Annotated in this window: 16 protein-coding genes; 8 read left to right on the forward strand and 8 right to left on the reverse strand. The window is 68.5% G+C overall.

Annotated features, from left to right (window positions below; all coding sequences use genetic code 11):
- The first annotated feature begins 60 nt into the window (after nt 1–60).
- Complete coding sequence (locus OUA97_RS03960) at nt 61–2820, forward strand: M14 family metallopeptidase (protein ID WP_267230515.1); 2760 nt, start codon at nt 61–63, stop codon at nt 2818–2820.
- Between the two features lie 211 nt (nt 2821–3031).
- On the opposite strand, the gene OUA97_RS03965 is transcribed toward OUA97_RS03960, so the two are convergent.
- Complete coding sequence (locus tag OUA97_RS03965; protein ID WP_267230516.1) at nt 3032–6019, reverse strand: TonB-dependent receptor domain-containing protein; 2988 nt, start codon at nt 6017–6019, stop codon at nt 3032–3034.
- 248 nt (nt 6020–6267) lie between these two features.
- Between OUA97_RS03965 and OUA97_RS03970 the strand changes: the two genes are divergently transcribed.
- Nucleotides 6268–7899: a putative 2OG-Fe(II) oxygenase gene (locus tag OUA97_RS03970; protein WP_267230517.1), complete on the forward strand. Its 1632-nt coding sequence runs from the start codon at nt 6268–6270 to the stop codon at nt 7897–7899.
- Nucleotides 7900–8043: 144 nt separating this feature from the next.
- Nucleotides 8044–9318 (forward strand): dicarboxylate/amino acid:cation symporter, encoded by a 1275-nt coding sequence (locus tag OUA97_RS03975; RefSeq protein WP_267230518.1) that lies wholly within the window; start codon nt 8044–8046, stop codon nt 9316–9318.
- Here the strand turns inward: OUA97_RS03975 and OUA97_RS03980 are convergent.
- The 3 genes from OUA97_RS03980 to OUA97_RS03990 all read right to left on the reverse strand — a co-directional run bounded on the left by OUA97_RS03980 (nt 9315) and on the right by OUA97_RS03990 (nt 10810).
- Nucleotides 9315–10373 (reverse strand): alpha/beta fold hydrolase, encoded by a 1059-nt coding sequence (locus OUA97_RS03980; RefSeq protein ID WP_267230519.1) that lies wholly within the window; start codon nt 10371–10373, stop codon nt 9315–9317. The two genes, OUA97_RS03975 and OUA97_RS03980, sit on opposite strands and share 4 nt — an antisense overlap.
- 78 nt (nt 10374–10451) lie before the next feature.
- Nucleotides 10452–10604: a hypothetical protein gene (locus tag OUA97_RS03985; RefSeq protein WP_267230520.1), complete on the reverse strand. Its 153-nt coding sequence runs from the start codon at nt 10602–10604 to the stop codon at nt 10452–10454.
- A gap of 65 nt (nt 10605–10669) precedes the next feature.
- Nucleotides 10670–10810, reverse strand: coding sequence for a hypothetical protein (locus OUA97_RS03990; RefSeq protein ID WP_267230521.1), 141 nt, complete (start codon nt 10808–10810; stop codon nt 10670–10672).
- A 104-nt stretch (nt 10811–10914) separates the two neighbouring features.
- On the opposite strand from OUA97_RS03990, the gene OUA97_RS03995 reads away from it, so the two are divergent.
- Nucleotides 10915–11313, forward strand: coding sequence for a GFA family protein (locus tag OUA97_RS03995; protein WP_267230522.1), 399 nt, complete (start codon nt 10915–10917; stop codon nt 11311–11313).
- Nucleotides 11314–11400: 87 nt separating this feature from the next.
- Here the strand turns inward: OUA97_RS03995 and OUA97_RS04000 are convergent, their stop codons facing one another.
- Both OUA97_RS04000 and OUA97_RS04005 read right to left on the reverse strand, forming a co-directional pair.
- Entirely contained in the window at nt 11401–12486 is a 1086-nt protein-coding gene (locus OUA97_RS04000) for a phosphatidylinositol-specific phospholipase C1-like protein (protein WP_267230523.1), read from the reverse strand.
- Between the two features lie 24 nt (nt 12487–12510).
- The gene (locus tag OUA97_RS04005; RefSeq protein WP_267230524.1) at nt 12511–13005 is read right to left on the reverse strand and encodes an NUDIX hydrolase; all 495 of its coding nucleotides are present in this window, start codon (nt 13003–13005) and stop codon (nt 12511–12513) included.
- Between the two features lie 130 nt (nt 13006–13135).
- Here OUA97_RS04005 and OUA97_RS04010 point away from each other — a divergent pair, with 130 nt between their 5' ends.
- The 4 genes from OUA97_RS04010 (at nt 13136) to OUA97_RS04025 (ending at nt 18161) form a co-directional block, all read left to right on the forward strand.
- A complete protein-coding gene (locus tag OUA97_RS04010) occupies nt 13136–14767 on the forward strand; it encodes an EAL domain-containing protein (RefSeq protein WP_267230525.1) in 1632 nt (543 codons plus the stop codon).
- Nucleotides 14767–15270: a GNAT family N-acetyltransferase gene (locus OUA97_RS04015; protein ID WP_267230526.1), complete on the forward strand. Its 504-nt coding sequence runs from the start codon at nt 14767–14769 to the stop codon at nt 15268–15270. Before OUA97_RS04010 ends, OUA97_RS04015 begins: the two co-directional genes overlap by 1 nt.
- 158 nt (nt 15271–15428) lie before the next feature.
- On the forward strand, nt 15429–16442 hold the full coding sequence (locus OUA97_RS04020) for a fatty acid desaturase (protein WP_267230527.1): 1014 nt from the start codon (nt 15429–15431) through the stop codon (nt 16440–16442).
- Nucleotides 16443–16529: 87 nt separating this feature from the next.
- Nucleotides 16530–18161: an AMP-binding protein gene (locus tag OUA97_RS04025; RefSeq protein ID WP_267230528.1), complete on the forward strand. Its 1632-nt coding sequence runs from the start codon at nt 16530–16532 to the stop codon at nt 18159–18161.
- Between the two features lie 9 nt (nt 18162–18170).
- On the opposite strand, the gene OUA97_RS04030 is transcribed toward OUA97_RS04025, so the two are convergent.
- Together OUA97_RS04030 and OUA97_RS04035 are read right to left on the reverse strand one after the other, a co-directional pair.
- A complete protein-coding gene (locus OUA97_RS04030; protein WP_267230529.1) occupies nt 18171–19196 on the reverse strand; it encodes an NADP-dependent oxidoreductase in 1026 nt (341 codons plus the stop codon).
- A gap of 61 nt (nt 19197–19257) precedes the next feature.
- Nucleotides 19258–19989 carry a TVP38/TMEM64 family protein gene (locus OUA97_RS04035; RefSeq protein WP_267230530.1) on the reverse strand — a complete coding sequence of 244 codons (732 nt, stop codon included), beginning with the start codon at nt 19987–19989 and terminating at the stop codon, nt 19258–19260.
- Nucleotides 19990–20054 lie beyond the last annotated feature (65 nt).

Below are 20054 nucleotides of genomic sequence, written 5' to 3' on the forward strand. Positions count from 1 at the left end.
TTTGTGAGGCCGCCAGTTCTGGCAATCGAGACGGGGGATGGAATGACGCGAAAACACGCAATGACGGGCGCTGCGCTGGCGCTGGTCATGATCATGGGCGGAGCCGCCAACGCGGCGAGCATCACCCCGCCGAGCGAAGCCTTCGCCCAGAACCCGGGCAGCGACTACTTCCTCGCCGACTACACGGCCTACGAGGCCTATCTGAAGACCCTGGCGTCCCAATCGGACCGCATGAAGCTGGTCGACTTCGGCAAGTCCGAAGAGGGCCGGACCCAGTGGATGGCTGTGGTCTCGTCGCCCGCCAACCTCGCCAAGCTCGACCACTACAAGGCCATCTCCAAGCGCCTGGCCAAGGCCGAGGGCCTGTCGAAGGAAGACGCCGCCAAGCTGGCGGCCGAGGGCAAGGCGGTGGTCTGGATCGACGCCGGCCTGCACGCCACCGAGACGGTCACCTCGCAGGGCCAGATCCAGGTGCTCTACCGGATGCTGACCATGAACGATCCGGAGACGCTCCGGATGCTCGACGACGTCATCATCCTGTTCGCGCACGACAACCCGGACGGCATGGAGCTGGTCTCGGACTGGTACATGCGCCACGAGGACCCGAACAAGCGCGAGTTCAACTCAATCCCGCGCCTGTACCAGAAGTACGTGGGCCACGATAACAACCGCGACAGCTACATGTCGCAGATGGCTGAGACGACCAACGTCAACAAGCAGCTGTTCCGCGAGTGGTTCCCGCAGATCATCTTCAACCAGCACCAGACCGGCCCGACCGGCATGGTGGTGTTCGTTCCGCCGTTCCGCGATCCGTTCAACTACAACTACGACCCGCTGGTCATGACCTCCCTGCAGGAAGTCGGGATGGCCATGCACAGCCGCCTGGTCGCCGAGGACAAGCCCGGCTCCGGCGCGCGTAGTGCGGCGTCGTACTCCACCTGGCACAACGGGATGGAGCGCTCGATCGCCTACTTCCACAACTCGATCGGCCTGCTGACCGAGATCATCGGCGGCCCGACCCCCGAGTCCGTAAAGCTGGTGCCGAACCTGCAGCTGCCGAACGGCGACCGGCCGATGCCGATCGCCCCGCAGACCTGGCATCTGTCGCAGACCGTCGAGTACCAGTGGACGATGAACCGCGCGGTCATCGACTACGCCTCGCGCAACCGCGAACGCCTGCTGTCCAACATCTACAAGATGGGCGCGAACAGCATCGAGCGCGGCTCCAAGGACAGCTGGACGACCACGCCGACCAAGATCGATGAGCTGAACGAAGCGGCCAAGAACGCCAAGCCCGGCGCCGAGGACGAAATGATGGCCTCGTTCTTCGGCCGCGCCGGCGCGGTCGACCCGAAGCTCTACAGCGTGCTGCAGAAGCCCGAGGAGCGCGATCCGCGCGGCTTCATCATCCCGTCGGACCAGGCCGACATGCCGACCGTCACCGCGTTCGTGAACGCGCTGATCAAGACCGGCGTCGACGTCGACCGCGCCACCAAGGCCTTCAAGGTCGGCGCCAAGACCTATCCCGCCGGCTCCTACGTGGTGAAGGCCGCGCAGGCCTATCGCCCGCACGTGCTCGACATGTTCGAGCCGCAGGACCACCCGCACGACCTCGAGTATCCGGGCGGCCCGCCGAAGGCGCCGTACGACATCACCGGCTACACCCTGGCCTATCAGATGGGGATCAAGTTCGACCGCATCCTCGACGGCTTCGAGGCCCCGACGGAACGCCTGCCCGACCTCGTGCCGGTGCAAGCCGGTTCGGTGAAGGGTTCGGGCAAGGCCGGCTGGCTGATCAGCCATGAGACCAACCAGAGCTTCACCCTGACCAACCGCCTGCTGAAGGCCGGTCAGCCGGTGTTCTGGCTGAAGGACGGCGCCAAGGCCGGCAAGGACAGCTTTGGTCCGGGCGCGATCTGGGTTCCGGCCTCGGCCGAAGCTCGAGCCGTGATCGCCAAGGGCGTGAAGGATCTGGGCATCGACGCCTTCGCCGTCGGCGCCAAGCCGGCCGGCGAGGCCCTGCCGCTGAAGCCGGTCCGCATCGGGCTGGTCGACGTCTATGGCGGCTCGATGCCCTCGGGCTGGAACCGCTGGCTGTTCGAGCAGTTCGAAGCGCCCTTCGAGGTGGTCTATCCGCAGCGTCTCGACGCCGGCGACCTGGCCAAGGACTACGACGTCCTGGTCTTCGCCGACGGCGTGATCCCGGCCCCGCAAGGCGGCCCGTTCCGGGCCAGCCGCAGCTTCCCGCAGCCGAAGGCCGAAAACATCCCGGCCGAGTTCCATCCGTGGCTGGGCGCGATCACCGACGACAAGACGCTGCCGCAGGTCGCCGATTTCGCCAAGAACGGCGGCACGGTGATCACCATCGGCTCCTCCTCGCGTCTGGCAACCGTGATCGGCGCGCCGGTCGAAGTGGCCGTGGCCAAGAAGGACGGCGACAAGCTCGTCGGCCTGTCGAACAAGGAATTCTACATTCCGGGTTCGGTGCTGCGCGCCAAGGTCGATAACCGCCAGCCGCTCGCCTATGGCGTCCCGCAGGACGTGGACGTGTTCTTCGACCGCAGCCCGACCTTCAACCTGAAGGCCTCGGCGAGCGGCGTGGCGCGCGTCTCGTGGTTCGACACCGACGCCCCGCTGCGCAGCGGCTGGGCCGTCGGCCAGGAGAAGCTGAAGGGCTCGACCGGCGTCCTCGACATCGACGTGGGCAAGGGCAAGCTGTTCGTGATGGGTCCGGAAGTCACCCAGCGGGCGCAGTCGTACGGGACCTTCAAGTTCCTGTTCAACGGCCTGCTCTACGGCCCGGCCGTCGCGAAGAAGTAGGCGTCTCCCCAGGACGCCGGCGCCGGGCAGGCTCGCCCGGCGCCAGGAGCGCCGGGCCCTCGGGTCCGGCGCTCTTTTTTTTTGCCCAGCCGTCGCCCCTAGGAGCGCGCAACAATAAGGGCGCCGGTCTTTCGACCGACGCCCTCCACCGCCAAGGACGCAGCGGCTTGTGGCCGCCGGGGCGGTGGGGCCGCCCCGGCTTCCATTTGTCCTAGAAACGCTTGCGCACGCCCACGTAGTAGGTGCGGCCCATGACGTCGTAGTTCTGTTGGTCGTAGTTGTATTCGGTGTCGCCAGCCTGCGGCGGGTTCTGGTTGAACAGGTTGTTGACGCCGAACCGCAGGTCGGTATCCCACGGCAGCTTCACACGGCTGTTCAGGTCGAAGATGTTGTAGGCCTTCACACCGCGCGCGGTGCTGGTGGGGGTGACCACCGTGGCCGAGTTCTTCATCTCGCTGATGTAGCGCCAGCGCAGGCCGACGCTCGCCGGGCCACGGGTGTAGGTGGCCGAGGTGACCGACTTCCACTCCGGGTGAGCCTGACCGGCGCTGGTTTCGACGGCCGTGCCCCAGGTGCCGGCATAGTCGTAGGTCGCCGCGTTCGGCAGGTTCTGGATCTTGAACTGGTCCAGCCAGCCGACCGAGACGTTGATCGCCAGCGTGCCGGCGTCGTCGCTCAGGCCGACATCCATCAGGTCGATGTTCCAGTCGAACTGGAAGTCGATGCCGGTGGTCTCGAACTGACCGAGGTTCTGCAGCGGCTGAACGGGGTTCAGCGGCACGCCGGACGCCGTGTTACGGGCGATCAGCTGGCAGTAGTAGTTGGTCGGGTCGAAGGTCGGGTTAGCCCCGCCGGCGTTGTAGCAGAACTGGAACGAGTTCTTGACCGGCAGGCTGCCGACCGCGTCCTTCACCTTGATCGAGTACCAGTCGATCGAGGCCGACATGCGGCTCAGCAGCGGATGCTCGAACGGCGATTGGATGACCGCGCCGAACGAGAAGGTGTCGGCGGTTTCTTCCTGCAGGTCCGGGTTGCCGCCGGTGAGGGCGAACACCTGGGCCGTGCCGAGCTGGTAGCTGTCGATGATCGCGGTCGGGACGCCTTGGGCCAGGCAGAGCGCCCGGACCTGAGCGGCGTCAGCGCCGCGGCGGAACGACGAGCGGACATCGCAGGGATCCCCGTCGGTGTTGGTCGGGCCGGCGGTGCCGATGGCGACCGAGCCGGTCGAGACCGGGGCGTAGAGTTCGCCGACGCTCGGGGCGCGGATGGCGCGGTTGTAGCCGCCGCGGAAGCGCAGGCTGTCGATCACCGACCAGTCGAAGTCGACCTTGTAGGTGCTGATCGCGCCGACCGACGAGTAGTCCGAGAAGCGGTAGCCGAGGTTGGTGTTCAGCTCCTTGACGAACGGCAGATCCTTCAGGAGCGGAACCAGCAGTTCGCCGAAGGCCTCGTAGGTGTCGACCGAACCCGAAGCGTCACGCAGCACGCTGTAGCCCAGCACGTCCGAGGTGCCGTCGGGCTGGTTCAGCTGGCTGTCCGGGGTGAAGGTGTACTCGTTCGAACGGTAGTCGACGCCGGCCGCGAAGCGGATCTCGCCGGCGGGCAGTTCGAACAGGCCGCCCTGGACGCTGGCTTCGACGATGCGCTGTTCCAGCTCGTTCTGGTTCAGCGTGCGGCGGCTGATGTAGCGGATGCAGTCGCCCGACGGAGTCAGGTTGCCGAAGGGGTTCCAGCCGCCGGCGCAGTATTCCGAACCGCCGGTGGGGCTGCGGAGCAGGCGGTTGACCGCGCTGGCGCTGGCCCCGCCCGACTGCTCGTTGTCGAACTTCGCCTTCGAGAACGAGGCATAGGCGTCCCAGGTCCAGTCCTTGAACCCGACGTCGCCCGACAGGCCGCTGGTCAGCTGGTAGACGGTATACTCGTAGCGCTGGATCCGCGGGCCGAGGATGCCAAGGGCCTTGTAGAAGGTGAAGTCGGCGCCGGGGGTCGGACGCGAGGCCAGGATCGCCCGGAAATCGTCCGGGATGTAGGGGTTCGAAACTGGGACGGTCAGGCCGTAGACGTTCGAAGCGAGCGTCGGGTTGGTGATGCCGACGGACTCATAGTCCGTAAAGGTGAACTGGACGAAGCCGCGCAGATTGTCGGTGAAGTCGTAGTCGAGTTTGCCGAACACCGCGTAGCGGTCGAGGTCCGACTGCATCGAGGCGCCGTCATAGCCGAAGTTGACCTGCTGGCTTGTGCCCGAGGCGTTCGAATTGACGATGTACGCTTCGTTGGTCTCCGGATCGCGGAAGTTCTGAACTTTCACGCCGGCGGTCGAGAAGATCGTCTGGTCGGTGTTGAAGCCGATCTGTCCAGTGTAGCGGCCCGCGGCGTTGCCCGGCAGGGCCGGCGTGCCGTACTTGCCGACGAACACGCTGTTGACCGAGGCCAGGGTCGGCAGGTTGGCGCCGAACAGCACCGTGCCTTGCGGGATCGTCGAGAGGCCCGGCGTGGTCTGACGGAAGACGAACCAGTCGCGGGCGCTTTGCAGGGCGATGTCACGGTTGGTGTAATCGACCGACACCACGGCCCGGCCGCGGCCCTCGTCGAACGCGCGGCCGGCGGTCAGCGAGACCTTGAAGGACTCGCCGTCGCCATGCTCGGAAATGCCGTACTGGCTGTCGACGGTGACGCCTTCGAAACTACGCTTCAGGCGGAAGTTGACGACGCCGGCGGTGGCGTCCGAGCCGTAGGCGGTCGAGGCGCCGCCGGTGATGACTTCGACGTTCTCGATCAGGGCTTCAGGGATGGTGTTGAGGTCGACCGAGCCGTCGGGGTTCGACGGCTGCAGGCGGCGGCCATCCATCAGGATCAGGGTGCGCTTGGCGCCGAGACCGCGCAGCGAGGCGTACGACTGACCGCCGTTCAGGCCGGTCGAGGTGGAACCCGAGTTGCCCTGGCCGAACGAGCCGGTGAACTGGGGCATCTGCGACAGCGACTTTTCGACGGTCACCTGGCCGGTGTTCTCGATGGCGGCTTGGCCGACGGAGACGATCGGGCTGTTGGCCACGTAGTCAGGACGGGCGATACGCGAACCGGTGACGACGACTTCCTCGACCGCGACACCCGCGTCCTGAGCCTGCGCCACCCCGCCGGCGAGCAGCGCGCCATAGGCGACCCCCCCGACCATCAACCACTTCAAAGAACTCGAATTCATCCGTCCGCCCTTGTTATTTGACGACGCACCCCTCGCGCGTCCGGACCCCAAGACGCAGGGGCTCCAAGGACCCACATGTCCGAACTGTAATTTTTCGCAGGCGGCCGTCCGGCCCGCGCGGAGTGCGGCTTTTGCGTCTCGCCTGGACCGCCGGCGCCTACTGGACAGGCTCCCGCCCGGGTTCGCACAATGCGCGCGCATGCTCGCGCGCCGGGCCGGCGAATATTCAGTGAACGGAAGTTGAGACCTTGCTCGCCGCCCCGCCCCCGCCGTCGCCCGCCATCGCCCAGACGCTGGATCAGGCGCGCGCCCTGGGCCGGGCCGGCCGCCTTGCAGAGGCCGAGCGGCTGTATCGCGGCGTGCTCGCCGCGGACCGCGCCTGCGTGCAGGCCGCCGTCGCCCTGGCCCGCCTGCTGACCGGATCGGGTCGCGCGGCCGAGGCCGAGGCGCTGGCCCGTCCCTTCACCGAGGGCGAGCGCCCTTGGCATGAGGCGCTTTCGGCGCGAGCGGCGGCGCTGAAGGCGCTCGAGCGCAAGCCGGAGTCACTGGCGGACTACCAGCGCGCCGCGCAGCTCAACCCGGGCAGCGGCGTCGCCGCTCACAATGTCGCCTCGGGCCTCGGCGACGCCGGCCGCGACCGCGAGGCCGCCGCCGAGGTCGAGCGGGCCTTTTCGCTGGGCCTCGACGCGCCAGAGACATGGCTAGTCTATGGCCGGGCGTTGCAGGGCCTGCGGCGGTTCGACGAGGCCGAGAACGCCTTCCGCAACGCGGTGACCCGGCGGCCGGCCTATGCCGACGCCCTGCGCGACCTGGGGCAGCTGGTCTGGATGCGGTCGGGGGACCCCGCCCTGGCTCTGGCGCCGATCGAAGCGGCGCTGGCCGCCGCCGAGCCGCCGCTGCGGCCGCTGCTGTCCGGGGTCAAGATCCGCCTGCTGAGCCACGTCGCCGGCGAGGCGCAGGCGCTGGCTTTCGCCCAGCGGGCGCTGGCGGCGGCGCCCGGCGACCCGCGCCTGGCGCTTGAAACTGCGGCGCTCTCGCTGAGCACCGCGCCGGAACGCAGCCGCGAACTCTGCGCCGCGGTGCTGGCCCGCACCCCGCGCGATCCGTCCGCGCGCCGCGCCATGGCCCACGCCTGCCTGGCGCTCGGCGACCCGGAGACCGCCGCCCAGATCGCCGAGCAACTGCTGGCGGAAAACGCCACCGACCAGGAAGCCGCCGCCGTTCTGGCCACCGCCTGGCGGGCGGGCGGCGATGACCGCTACCGCAGCCTCTGGGACTACGGCGCGCTGGTCCGCGCCCAGCCCATCGACACCCCGGACGGCTGGACCAGCCTGGACGCCTATCTGGCCGACCTGCGCCTCGCCCTCGCCGACCTGCACGCCCTGCATGCCCATCCCGTGGAGCAATCGGTCCGCGGCGGCACCCAGACCTCGCAGAACCTCCTGGCCTCAGAGCATCCGGTCATACGCGCCTTCTTCCAGGCGATCGAAGGGCCGCTGGCCGCCTACCGCGCCGCCATCGGGGAGGGCCCCGACATGTTCCGCGCCCGCAACGGCGGCGGTCACAGGGTGCTGGGCGCGTGGTCGGTGCGGCTGCGCCCCGGCGGCTTCCACGTCGACCATATCCATCCGCAGGGCTGGATCTCGTCGGCCTGCTACATCGACGTGCCCCAGGCGCTGGGCGACGACACCGACCGCGCCGGCTGGCTGCGCTTCGGAGCGCCGCCGATCCCGACCCGGCCGCCGCTGGAGGCCGAGCACTTCGTCCGCCCGCAGCCCGGACTGCTGGCCCTGTTCCCATCCTACATGTGGCACGGCACCGTCCCGTTCGGCGGGGACGAGGTGCGGACCACGATCGCGTTCGACGTCGTCCCGAACTAGGCGGCCGCCGGCCCCTCCCCCGAAAAGGTTATGGCCGGGCGACGATTTGGCATGAGGCGCCGGCGACCACGTGCGTCTTGATGGAAAGTCGGAATTTCGCGGTTCACGCCGCACCGACCGCCTTTCCCCAGCCGTGAGCCGCCTATGAACCGTCGCTTCGCCCTGCTGATCGTCCTTTCCATGGTGCTCGGCGTGGGGGTCGGATGGGCCTGCAACCAGTTCCTCAGCCCCGACCAGGCCAAGCAGGCGGCCGAGGGCCTGTCGCTGATCACCGACGTCTTCCTGCGGCTGATCAAGATGATCATCGCCCCGCTGGTCTTCACCACGCTGGTGGCCGGCATCGCCCACATGGAGAACGCTGCGGCCATCGGCCGGATCGGCGCCAAGACCATGGGCTGGTTCATCTGCGCCTCGATCGTCTCGCTGCTGGTCGGCCTGCTGATGGTTCACCTGCTGCAGCCGGGGGCGGGCCTGCACCTGGAGACCGCAGCCGTCGCCGCGCCTACGGCGGCCAACACCGACGCCTTCACGCTCAAGGGCTTCATCACCCACCTGGTGCCGACCTCGATCGTCGACGCCATGGCCAAGAACGAAATCCTGCAGATCGTCGTCTTCTCGCTGTTCGTCGGCACCGCGGTGGCCGCGGTCGACGACCGCGCGCCGGCCGTCGCGGTCCTGGTCGAACAGGGCGCGCAGATCATGCTGAAGGTCACCGAGTTCGTGATGAAGCTGGCCCCGCTGGCGATCTTCGCGGCCCTGGCCTCGACCATCGCGACCCAGGGCCTGGCCATGCTGGCGGTCTACGGCAAGTTCGTCGTCGGCTTCTACGCCACCATGGGCGTGCTGTGGGTGCTGCTGTTCATCGCCGGCTTCATCGTCATCGGCAAACGCGTGATCCCGCTGTTCGGCGTGATCCGCACCCCGGCCTTGCTGGCCTTCTCGACCGCCAGCTCGGAGGCGGCCTACCCCCGCATCCTCGACGCCCTGCCCAAGGTCGGCGTGCGTCGCCGCATCGTCTCGTTCGTGCTGCCGCTCGGCTACTCGTTCAACCTCGACGGCTCGATGCTCTACTGCACCTTCGCGACCATCTTCATCACCCAGGCGCATGGCGTGCACCTGACGGTCCAGCAGCAGATCTTCATGCTGCTGCTGCTGATGGTGACCTCGAAGGGCATCGCCGGCGTGCCGCGCGCCTCGCTGGTGGTGATCATGGCCACCCTCACCTATTTCGGCCTGCCCGAGGCCTGGATCGCCATCGTGCTCGGCGTCGACCACCTGCTCGACATGGGCCGCTCGGCGACCAACGTGGTCGGCAACTCGGTCGCCGCCGCGGTCGTCGCCAAGTGGGAAGGCGAGTTGGAGGACATCGAGGACCAGGACCCCGACGCCCCCGGCGAACCCGCCAGAGCGACCGCTTAACCGGCGGCCGGCTTGGCCCAGGCGCAGACGCCCAGCGTTGCGCCGGCCTTCAGCATCTGCTCGGCCTGCGCCTTGGGAACCGCCCGCGAGCGACCCGAGGCGCAGACCGCCGTCAGCTGCGATTGCCCGGCGACGTCGAGCAGCAACTGGTCCCAATGCCGGTACTGCACGTCGTGCCCTTCGCCCGGATAGAGGCGCATCTCCACGACATTGGGCAGCTGCGCCTTCCAGCGCTCGGCGGTGTCGGCGGTGACCTGCTTGTCGGCGCTCCCCTGATAGATGAAGGCCGGAGCTTTCACCGCCGAGAGATCCGGGGCCGGGCCGCAATAGCGCATGACCTCCGCGACTTCCGGCGCCGGATCGCCCATCTGGCCGCGAATGTAGAAGGCCCGCGCGCCCTCGTCGAAGGCGCGGTCGGTGAAGCCGGGGATCTGATGGGTCGGGCTGTCCTTCGGGAAGCCCCACCAGAGCTTGGGGTTCTGAACCTGCGGCTTGATCACGGCGGTGATCTGCTCGGCGGTGTACTTGCAGACCGGATCCCCGGCCGGACGCTGGGTCGCGGCGGCCAGCAGGTGCAGCGAGATGAAGCGCTCGGGCATGGCCGCGGCGACCTGCGCCATGTACGGCCCCCCGCCGGAGATCGCCACGCCGGACATCCGCTGGACGTTCAGGTGGTCGAGCACGGCCCGCACCTCGGCGACGTAGTCGCCATAGCTCCAGCCGGCGATCATCGGGCTGTCGCCGAACCCGTTCCGCTCGACGGTGATGAACCGCAGCTTCAGCTGCTTGCGCATCGACTTCAGGAACTCGGTCATCTCGAAGGCGCGGGCGCTGGTGCCGGTGCCGCCCATGAACAGCACAGGACGGAACCCGACCTCGCCGGTGTCGGTGTAGTGGATCGTGCGCCCGTCGGCGGTCTTCAACGTCTGGACTGCGACCCCGAGATCATCGAACGCCAGCGGCAGTTCGCCCACCTTGGCGACCGTCGGCGGCTCGGCGTGGGCGGCCGTCGTCGCCAGCAGGCAGGCGGCAAGGGTCAGGCTCAGAATTTTCAATGACGTCTCTCCCGATCGTCACGCCAGTAGGCGCAGTTCGAGACGCTTTTCCAGGGGCGCCGTGGCGTCAGCCCTGGCCTATGAACGGGTCATGTCGCTCAGGAACACGATGGTCTCGACCGCGGCGGCGAGCACGGCCCCGATCACCACCAGATCGAAGACGCGACGCGCCCAGACCAGCATCGGATTGCGCCTTACGACCGGCGCCTCGTCGGCGAAAGTAAACCGCATGGTGTCCTCCGTTGGGACGTCTTGCCCCCTCGGAGAACGATCGCCGCAAGGCGCGGGCCAGGTCGCTACTTGGCCAGCATCGACCAACTCCAGAGGCCCAGGCAGGCGATCAGCAGGGTCCACATGAAGACGCGAAGGAGCATCCAGCCGCTCGGAGGCGGCTTCCGCGGCGAAGGCTCCTCGTACTGGATGGAAAAGCGCGTCATGCGCGGACGAATAACAGCGTTCCCTCAACCTCGCGTAAACGGTTTTGGTTAGTTTCTGCGCGCTTAACCCTAATGCTCGCGTCAAGGTTTAAGGGAGTTGACCAATGCACGCCGGATCCTGCCTCTGCCGCGCCGTTCGCTACGAGGTGGACGGCGATCTGCCGCCCATCCAGCTCTGTCATTGCGGCGCCTGCCGCAAGGCGCAGGGCGGGCCGTTCGGCGCCAACATCCCGCTGGAGAGCGCCAACTTCCGCTTGCTGAGCGGCGAGGACCAGCTGACCGCCTACGAATCCTCGCCCGGCAAGGAGCGGGTCTTCTGCCGCCGCTGCGGCGGCCCGCTGTTCAGCCGCCTGGCCAGCAAGCCCGGCGCGATCCGGCTGCGCGCGGGCACCCTGGACGCGCCGACGACCGCCAAGCTGGGCTTTCACTTCTATGTGGACTCCAAGGCGTCGTGGTGGCCGATCACCGACGACCTGCCGCAGTATCCCGACGCCCGTCCCTAGAGCGAAATCCCATCGGATTTGCTCAGGACTCTTCGAAGTTGGCGCATCTTCTTCGCCGAACCGGCGGCCACTTCGGCGGAAAGCGCTCTAGCGAACCGGATTGCGCCGCGCGACGCCCCCGCCCGGCAGTTCGACGCGGTAGTCGCTGAAGCGGACGTCCGGCGACATGTAGTCGGTCGAGACGTACTGCGCGCCCGAGGCGAAGGCCGTCTCTCGGCGGGCGACATCGCCGCTGCGCGCCTCGACCGTGTCGGCGTCGGCGCGGGTGCGCACGATGATCCCCGCCTTCACCGCCGCGGCGATGCGGGCGGACTGCGCCTGCGGTTCGTTGAGGGTGATGTAGCCGGCCGCCGGCGAGGTCTCGTCGATGTTCACGAACATGACGCGTCCTTCCAGCGAGCGGCGCTGGCCGCGATAGACGGCGACCTGCTGCGGCGGCGCGTCGAGCGCAAACATCACCTTGCCGCGGGCGGTCTTCAGCGTCGGCCAGCCGCCGGCCGCCACCGCCTCGCGCAGGCTGGCGCGGCGGCCCTGCACGCCGTCCGGCGCAATCAGATCGCGCTCGGCGAAGACGGAGCGGATTTCTCCGTCGACCGCGTCCATGGCGGCGGCGTCGAAGACCGGCGCCTCGACCGCGCCGGGGACCTTCAGGCCGCCCTCCTTGAGGTTCAGCAGCACCAGGATCGGCAAGTGATCCGGGTGGGCCTTCGACCACTCTGCGATCTGGCGCAGGCAGTCGGTGAACCGCGGGCAGCTCGATCGGTAGTCGACGTCCTGGACGTGCATCACCTTCATGCCCGGCGCGCGTAGCGGCTCCAGGTCGTAGGGCAGGTCAGGGGCCATCTTCATGGCCAGGGGCGAGGCGTAGCGCCCGCCCTGCGGGTCGTTCAGGAGGTCGAGCTCCAGTTGCCGGGCCCCGGCGTCGAGCTGAGAGGCGAGGGGCGGATGCGCATAGTCCAGGCCGTCGGCCTGCTTGGGATCGACGGCCCGCAGCAGCGCCATCTGCTTGGGGGCGATCGCCTGCTTGTAGGAGTTATGGGTGCCGATCGCCTGCAGGTCGTTGAGCTTCAGGGCGTCGACGGCCGCCCGGGTACATCCGGGCTCGCCGCTCGGCGTCTCGAGGTCGCAGCCCGCGTGGATCGCGACGGCCGCGGCGATGGCTGTGATGATCATTTCTCCCCCCTCACGCCCAGAGCCTCAGCCGGCGCGCTCGACGCTGATCTCCAACGGCTGGGCCGGATGCTCGCCGCGCGCCACCCCGCCGATCAACTCGCAGAAGCGCTCAGGCCAGATACGGTCGCTGGTGGCGGCGATCTCGTCCAGGCTCCACCAGCGGATGTCGTCGATGAGATCCCGCTCATAGGGCTCCCAGCCGTCGCGCGTCGGCTCCCCGCCACGGCATCGGGCGATGATGTAGCTTTCCTTGAACAGGACGGTCTCGCCGGTGACCAAGGCGCTGACCGACTGTCGGACCCAGACGATCGGCCCCAGTTCCACGCCCTCGACGAAGCCGGTCTCCTCGGCGATCTCGCGCAGAGCCGCCTCGACCAGGGTTTCGCCCGGCTCGACGCCGCCGCCCACGGTGAACCAGGACGAAGTGTGCGCGGGCCTGTTCGGCAACCGCCCCTTCAGCAGCAAGATGCGGCCAGCCTCGTCGAACAGCAGGACCCTGGCCGTCGGTCGTTCGCGCATGCGCCCTCCTGGATGGCTGGGACGACAAGCCCCGGTGGCCCGCCGCATTTATGGCGAACCTTGGTCTCAACGTGAAATTAATCGCGCTGGATGAGGATGCGCCCCCTCTCGCGGGATGGAGATCCTCGGCTTGTCACTAGCACCTCAGCGCCTGCTCGGCTTCGCCTTCGCGAGTGCAGATCTCCTGCTGGAGCTGGCGCCGGACGGTCGCATCGCCCTGGCCATAGGGGCCAGCGAGGCGTTGTCCGGATCGGCCGAGACCGATCTCGTCGGGCGCGCCTGGCGCGACTTCATCGATCCGCGCGACCGGATGATGGTCGCGGCCTTGCTGGGCAGCCTGAAGGACGGCGGCCGTGGCGGCCCGATCGTGGTCGGCCTGGCCGGCGAGGAAGGAGGCCAGCGCGCCGCCTCGATGACCGCGTTCAAGATGCCTGGAAACGGCGGGGCGGTCTCCTGCGCCCTGAGCCGGGCCGCCCCCAAGACCCGACATGACCTGCACGACAAGTCCGGCTTCGAGGCCGCCACCGGCGTCCTGATCGAGGCCGCGCGCGCCACCGGCGAAGAGCTGGAGATGGCGTTCCTGGAGTTCGGCGGCCTGGAAGCCCTGCGCGACCGGCTCGGCCCCGAGGCGTTCATGGCCCTCGAACAGCGCCTGATCGGCGGCCTGCGGGCGCAGTCGCACGGCGGCTCGGCCGCCGCCAGCCTCGGCGCGGACCGCTTCGCGCTCGTGCGCCAGAAGGGCGAAGGCGTCGACTCGCTGGTCCAGCGCCTGATCGCGGGCGTGTCGTCGGAATCGACCTCGAGCCTGAGCGCCAGCGCCCGGCTGATGAGCCTGCAGTCGACCGCCTCGCCCACCCAGTTGGCCCGTGCGATCCGCTACGCCCTCGACAACTTCATCGCCGAGGGCGTCAGCGACGGATCGCCCCTCGATCTCAACGACATGGTCGATCGCTCGATCAAGAAGACCCTGGCCGATGTCGGCGTGCTCGGCGCGGCGGTGAACGAGAAGCGCTTCCGCCTCGTCTACCAGCCGGTGGTGGATCTGAAGGCCGGATCGGCCCTGCACCACTACGAAGTGCTTGTGCGGTTCGGCGACAGCGCCAGTCCCTATCCGATGATCCGCATGGCCGAAGAGCTCGACATGATCGAGCCGCTCGACATCGCGGTGGTCGAAGAGACGATCGGCCAGCTCACCGCCGAGCCCGATCTGAAACTCGCCGCCAACGTCTCGGGCCGTACGATCATCAGCCCAGCCTTCGTGACCGCCGTCCGCCAGATGCTGGCCAAGTCGCCGGACGTCGCCGGGCGCCTGCTGCTGGAGATCACCGAGAGCGCGGCCATCGATGACCTCGCCCTTGCCGACCGCCACCTTTCGGCCCTGCGCCAGGAAGGCTGCATGATCTGCCTGGACGACTTCGGCGCCGGCGCCGCGTCGCTGGCCTATCTGCAGCAACTGACCCTCGACATCGTGAAGATCGACGGCCGCTACATCCGCGAGCTCCAGCACGGCGGCCGCGAAAGCACCTTCATCCGCCATCTCGTGCGCATGTGCGCCGAGCTGAAGGTCCGGACCATCGCCGAAATGGTCGAGAACGCCGCCGCCGAGGATGCGGTCCGCCGCGCCGGCGTCGACTTCGCCCAGGGCTGGCTCTATGGGGCGCCGAGCGACGTTCCGGCTTCGCGGCAAGAGGCGGTCGTCGCAGTATCTGCCGCCAGGCGGCCGGCCGCCCGCCGGGTCGGCTCGGTCGATAGTTGGGGCTGATGCCCCAACCGCGCTTCACCACCGAACGCCTGATCCTGCGCCCGCGTCAGGCCAGCGACCTCGACGACAGCGTCGCGGTCAACAGCGATCCGGAGGTCATGCGCTATCTGGGCGCGGTCTGGCCGCCCGAACGCCAGCGCGCGCACCTGTCGGCGCAGATCGACACCGATTTCGGCGAGGGCCTAGGCTACTGGAGCCTGTTCGAAAACGCCGCGCCGGAGCAGATGCTGGGCTGGGCCCTGTTGACCCCGCTGCCCGCAACCGACGACGTCCAGATCGGCTACCGCCTGCGGCGCGACGCCTGGGGCCGCGGGATCGCGACCGAAGCGGCCGGCCGGTTGATGGAGCACGCCTTCTCGAGCTTGAAGCTGCCGGCCCTCGCCGCCACCGTGCATCCTGATAACGTCGGCTCCCAACGCGTCATGGCCAAGCTCGGCTTCACCGATGTCGGAACCTACGAGGCCGGCGGCAAGGTCGAGCGCCTTTACCGCCGGCTCGCCTGACCACCAGCGTCGCCACGTAGCGACCGTACTGCGGCGACATCGGCATGGCGCGGCCGCTGATTTGGCCGTAATGCGGTCGGCCTCTTCAAAGTGCTGTCGTAGAACCACCGCATTCTGGGGACAGATACTGAGCGCCCCCGTGACGGAACCTGGACCAAGTGACCGACCCAAAGCCCGCCGACTGGAGCCGCAGGCTCGCCGCCTACAAGCGCCCGCGCCTGTCGCGCAGCCTCTTTGAACTGGCCCTCACGGCCTCGGCCCTGGCCGCGCTTTGGGGCCTCGGCTGGGCCGCGTTCCACTTCGGGCTCTGGTGGCTGGCCCTGCTGTTGGCCGTTCCGGCGGCGGTGTTCCTGGTCCGCCTGTTCATGATCCAGCACGACTGCGGTCACGGCTCGTTCTTCGAGGACAAGGCGGCCAACGACTGGGTCGGCCGCGCCATCGGCCTGCTGACCCTGACCCCCTATGACTACTGGCGGCGCACCCACGCGATGCACCATGCCACCTCTGGAAACCTCGATCGCCGCGGCCTGGGCGTGATCGAGATGCTGACCGTCGAGGAATACCTCGCCCTGTCGCCGATCCGCCGGCTCGGCTACCGCCTATACCGCAACCCAGCGGTGATGTTCGGACTTGGTCCCACCTTCGTGTTCTTCCTGCAGCAGCGCCTGCCGATCGGGCTGATGAAGGATGGCTGGCGGCCGTGGGCCTCGACCCTCGGCAACACGGCCATCGCCGCGGCGGGCATCGGCGTCATGATGTGGCTGCTCGGCGTGGCGCCGGTGATCCTGGTCAACTTCACCACCATGGTCGTCGCCGCGACCATCGGCGTCTGGCTGTTCTTCGTGCAGCACCAGTACGAAGGCGTGTCCTGGTCGCGGAACGGCGTCTGGAAGCGCGATGACGCCGCCCTGCACGGCAGCTCGCACTATGATCTCCCCCAGCCGCTGCGCTGGCTGACCGCCAACATCGGCATCCACCACGTGCACCACCTGTCGGCCCGCATCCCCTTCTACCGCTTGCCGCAGGTGCTGAAGGACCACCCCGAACTGCACAACGTCAGCCGCATCGGCCTTTGGGACAGCTTCAAGAACGCCCGCCTGGCCCTGTGGGACGAACACGCCCAGCGCCTGGTCTCGTTCCGCGACATTCGCGGCCTGCCGCGCGCCGCCTGAAGCCCTGCCCTGGGGTCAACGTTGACACTCGGCCAGCCCTGAGCCCCAACTTCCTCCCAAAACATAATGACATTGGGAGGAGACGTCGTGAGCGCGTGGACATTCGCGGACGTCTGGGAGGCCATCGCCGCCAGACAGCCTGACCAGCCGGCCCTGATCCAGGGCGGCCGCGTCGTCACCTGGGGCCAGTTCGACGCCCGCGCCGACGCCCTGGCCGCCCACCTCGCAGCCCAAGGCGTCTCGTCCGGCGGCAAGGTCGCGGCCTATCTCTACAACGGCCCCGAATACCTCGAGACCTACTACGCCGCCTTCAAGGCGGGCCTGGCCCCGATCAACACCAATTATCGCTACGGCGGCGACGAGCTGACCTACCTGTTCGACAACGCCGACGCCCAGGCGGTGGTCTTCCACGCCGGTTTCGCCGAGACGCTGGAGCCGCTGCGCGCCAAGCTGCCGAAGGTGAAGCTTTGGATCGCGGTGGCCGAGCCGGGCCGGCCGGTCCCCGACTGGGCCGACGACTACGAGCAGGTGGTCGCCTCGCAGCCCGCCCAGCGTCCGTTCAGGGCGCCCTGGGGCAGATCGCCGGACGATCTGCTGTTGCTCTACACGGGCGGCACCACCGGCATGCCCAAGGGCGTGATGTGGCGGCAGGACGACCTGTTCAACGTCATCGGCGCCGGCGGCCACGCGCTGATGGGTCTGCCGCCGCTGGAGGCGGTCGGCGATATCGACGCGCGGATCGGGACCTATCCTTCGCCGACCACCCTGGTCTGCTGCCCGCTGATGCACGGCACCGGCCAGTTCTCGGCGTTCATCACCCTCAACATCGGCGGCGCGGTCGCCAGCCTGCCCTCGCGCAACTTCAACGCCATGGAGCTCTGGGACGAGGCGGTGCGGCTCAAGGCCGACAACATCGTCATCGTCGGCCTGGCCTTCTCGACCCCGATGCTGGAGGCGCTGGAGGCCAACCCCGGCCGCTGGGATCTGTCGAACGTCAAGGCGATGAGCTCGTCCGGCTCGATGTGGAGCCAGGAGAACAAGCGCGGCCTGCTCAGCCACGCCCGCAACGCCATGATCATGGATTCGTTCGGCTCGTCCGAAGCCGTCGGTCTGGGCGCCTCGGCCTCGGCGCCGGGCGCGGAGGCGGCGACCGCGGCCTTCATGCTCGGGCCCAACTGCGCCGTGTTCACCGAGGACGGCCGGCGCGTCGAGCCGGGATCGGGCGAGCGCGGCCTGGTCGCGGTCTCCGGCTTCCTACCGGTCGGCTACTACAAGGACGCCGAAAAGAGCGCCAAGACCTTCAAGGTCATGGAGGGCCAGCGCTGGAGCGTTCCGGGCGACTGGGCCGAGGTCAATCTCGACGGCACCCTGAAGCTGCTCGGACGCGGCAGCCAGTGCATCAACACCGGCGGCGAGAAGGTCTTTCCCGAGGAGGTCGAGGAGGCGCTGAAGACCCATTCGTCGGTCCGCGACGCGGTGGTGGTCGGCGTGCCCGACCCGCGCTTCGGCGAGCGCATCTGCGCGGTGGTCGAGCCCGAGCCCGGCGCCGACCCGCCCAGCCTGGAGGACATGGCCGGCCACGTGAAGTCGAAGCTGGCCGCCTATAAGGCGCCGCGCGAACTGGTGGTCGTCCCCAGCATCGGCCGCGCGCCAAACGGCAAGGTCGACTACAAGGCCAGCCGCGAGCGGGCCCTGACCGCCTTGGGCCTAGGCGCCTAGCCCCAGCGGTCAGGCGTGCTTGGGTTCGGGCGAAACCTGGACCAGCAGCTTGCCGTCGTGGTCGCCGGTGAACAGCCGGCCCAGCGCGCTGACCGCGTTCTCCAGCCCGTCGACGATGTGGACCTTCCACTTGAGCTGGCCGCCGGCCACCAGCGGCTCCAGTTCGGCCATCGCCTCGGCCGCGCGCGGCAGATAGTCGATGACGATGAAGCCCTTGATCAGGATGCGGTGCATCAGCACGCGCCCGAAATCGGCCGGGCCAGGGACGGCGCCCTCGCGGTTGTAGGTCGAGATCATCCCGCATAGCGGCATACGGCTGAAATTGTTCATGTGGCCGATGACGGCGTCCATCACCTCGCCGCCGACATTCTCGAAATTGATGTCGACGCCGTTTGGGGCCAGCCGCGACAGGGCTTCGCCGACGTCCTCGGACCTGTAGTCGATGGCGCCGTCGAACCCGAGGTCCTGGGTCAGCCAGCGGCACTTCTCGGGTCCGCCGGCGATGCCGATCACCCGACAGCCCTGCAGCTTGGCCAGCTGGCCGACGATCGAGCCGACCGCGCCGGCGGCGGCGGAGACCACGACCGTCTCGCCCGGCTGTGGCTTGCCGATGTCGTTGAGCCCGAAATAGGCGGTCAGCCCGGTCGCGCCGAGCACGCTCATGTGCGCGGTCAGCGGCACGTCTGTCAGGTGCGGCACCCGCCGCGCCATGCCCTCATGCACCACGGCATAATCCTGCCAGCCGCCCAGGCCGGCGTTGACGATGGCCCCCTCCGGCAGCGCCGCGTTGCGCGACTGCTCGACCACGCCGATCGCCCCGCCGCGCATCACCTCGCCGATCTGCACCGGCGGCAGGTACTGGTCCTGGTCGCTCATCCAGATGCGGTGGGTTGGGTCGAGGGAGAGATAGATGTTGCGGACCAGAACCTCGCCGTCCTGCAGCTCAGGCGTCGCGGTCTCGATCAGTTCCAGGTCGTCGGGAACGATTTCCCCGGCAGGACGGCGACGCAAAATCCACTGACGGTTGGTCGGCATGGGGATCTCCTTCCCAGAGGTTCCTCGATCATGGGCTGCGAGGCCCGACCGAGTCGAGCCGCTACAGCGGCTGCTCGCGTCGCTTCAGTCGCCCGCTGAGCAGGCTCAGCGCACCTAGCGCCGCCAGCGGCAGCGCCACCTGCGGGCGCAGCAGCAGGCCCGCGTCGGGCGTGCGCCCCCCCAGGAACGCCTGGCCCAGGCCCGCGCCCAGATAGCTGTAGATGAGCGAGTACGGGATCGCCCCCACCGCCGTGGCCGCCACATAGGCGCCGAACGGCGCGCGTGCGCAGCCGGCCACCAGGTTCACCAGGCCGAACGGACTGAGCGGCACCAGCCGCAAGGTCAGCAGGTACCGGAACGGGGCGCGGTCGAAGCCCTCCATCAGCCTGCGGAACCGACCGCCGGTGAGGAACCGCCGAATGCTGTCGCCAGCCGCGAAGCGCGCCGCCAGATAGGTCATGATCGCCCCGAGCGTCGATCCGACGATGGTCGCCAGGGCGCCGATCAGCGGGCCGAACAGGAAGCCGCCCGCCAGCATCAGCACCAGGCCAAGCGGCACGAACGCGCCAGTGGCGGCCGCATAGAGGGCGATGAACACCGCCAGGGCCAAGATCGGCGCGGCCGCGACCTCGTCCCGCAAGCGGATCTCGTTCGCCTGAACGCTGTCGAACGAGAGGGTCGCCAGGCCGCTGGCGTAGAGCGCGACCGCCGCGCAGATCAACAGCACCGCCGGAACCCACCGCGCGACGATGCGCAGGCGGGCCAGGCGTCGGTCTCTGTCGGTTTCGGTCATCCGGCCTGCGCCTTCGTCCGCAACGCGCGTCTCGTGGAGAACGCGCGATCGCAGCCTAGGACTGA

The sequence above is a fragment of the Phenylobacterium sp. 58.2.17 genome (assembly GCF_026411515.1).
GTDB lineage: Bacteria > Pseudomonadota > Alphaproteobacteria > Caulobacterales > Caulobacteraceae > Phenylobacterium.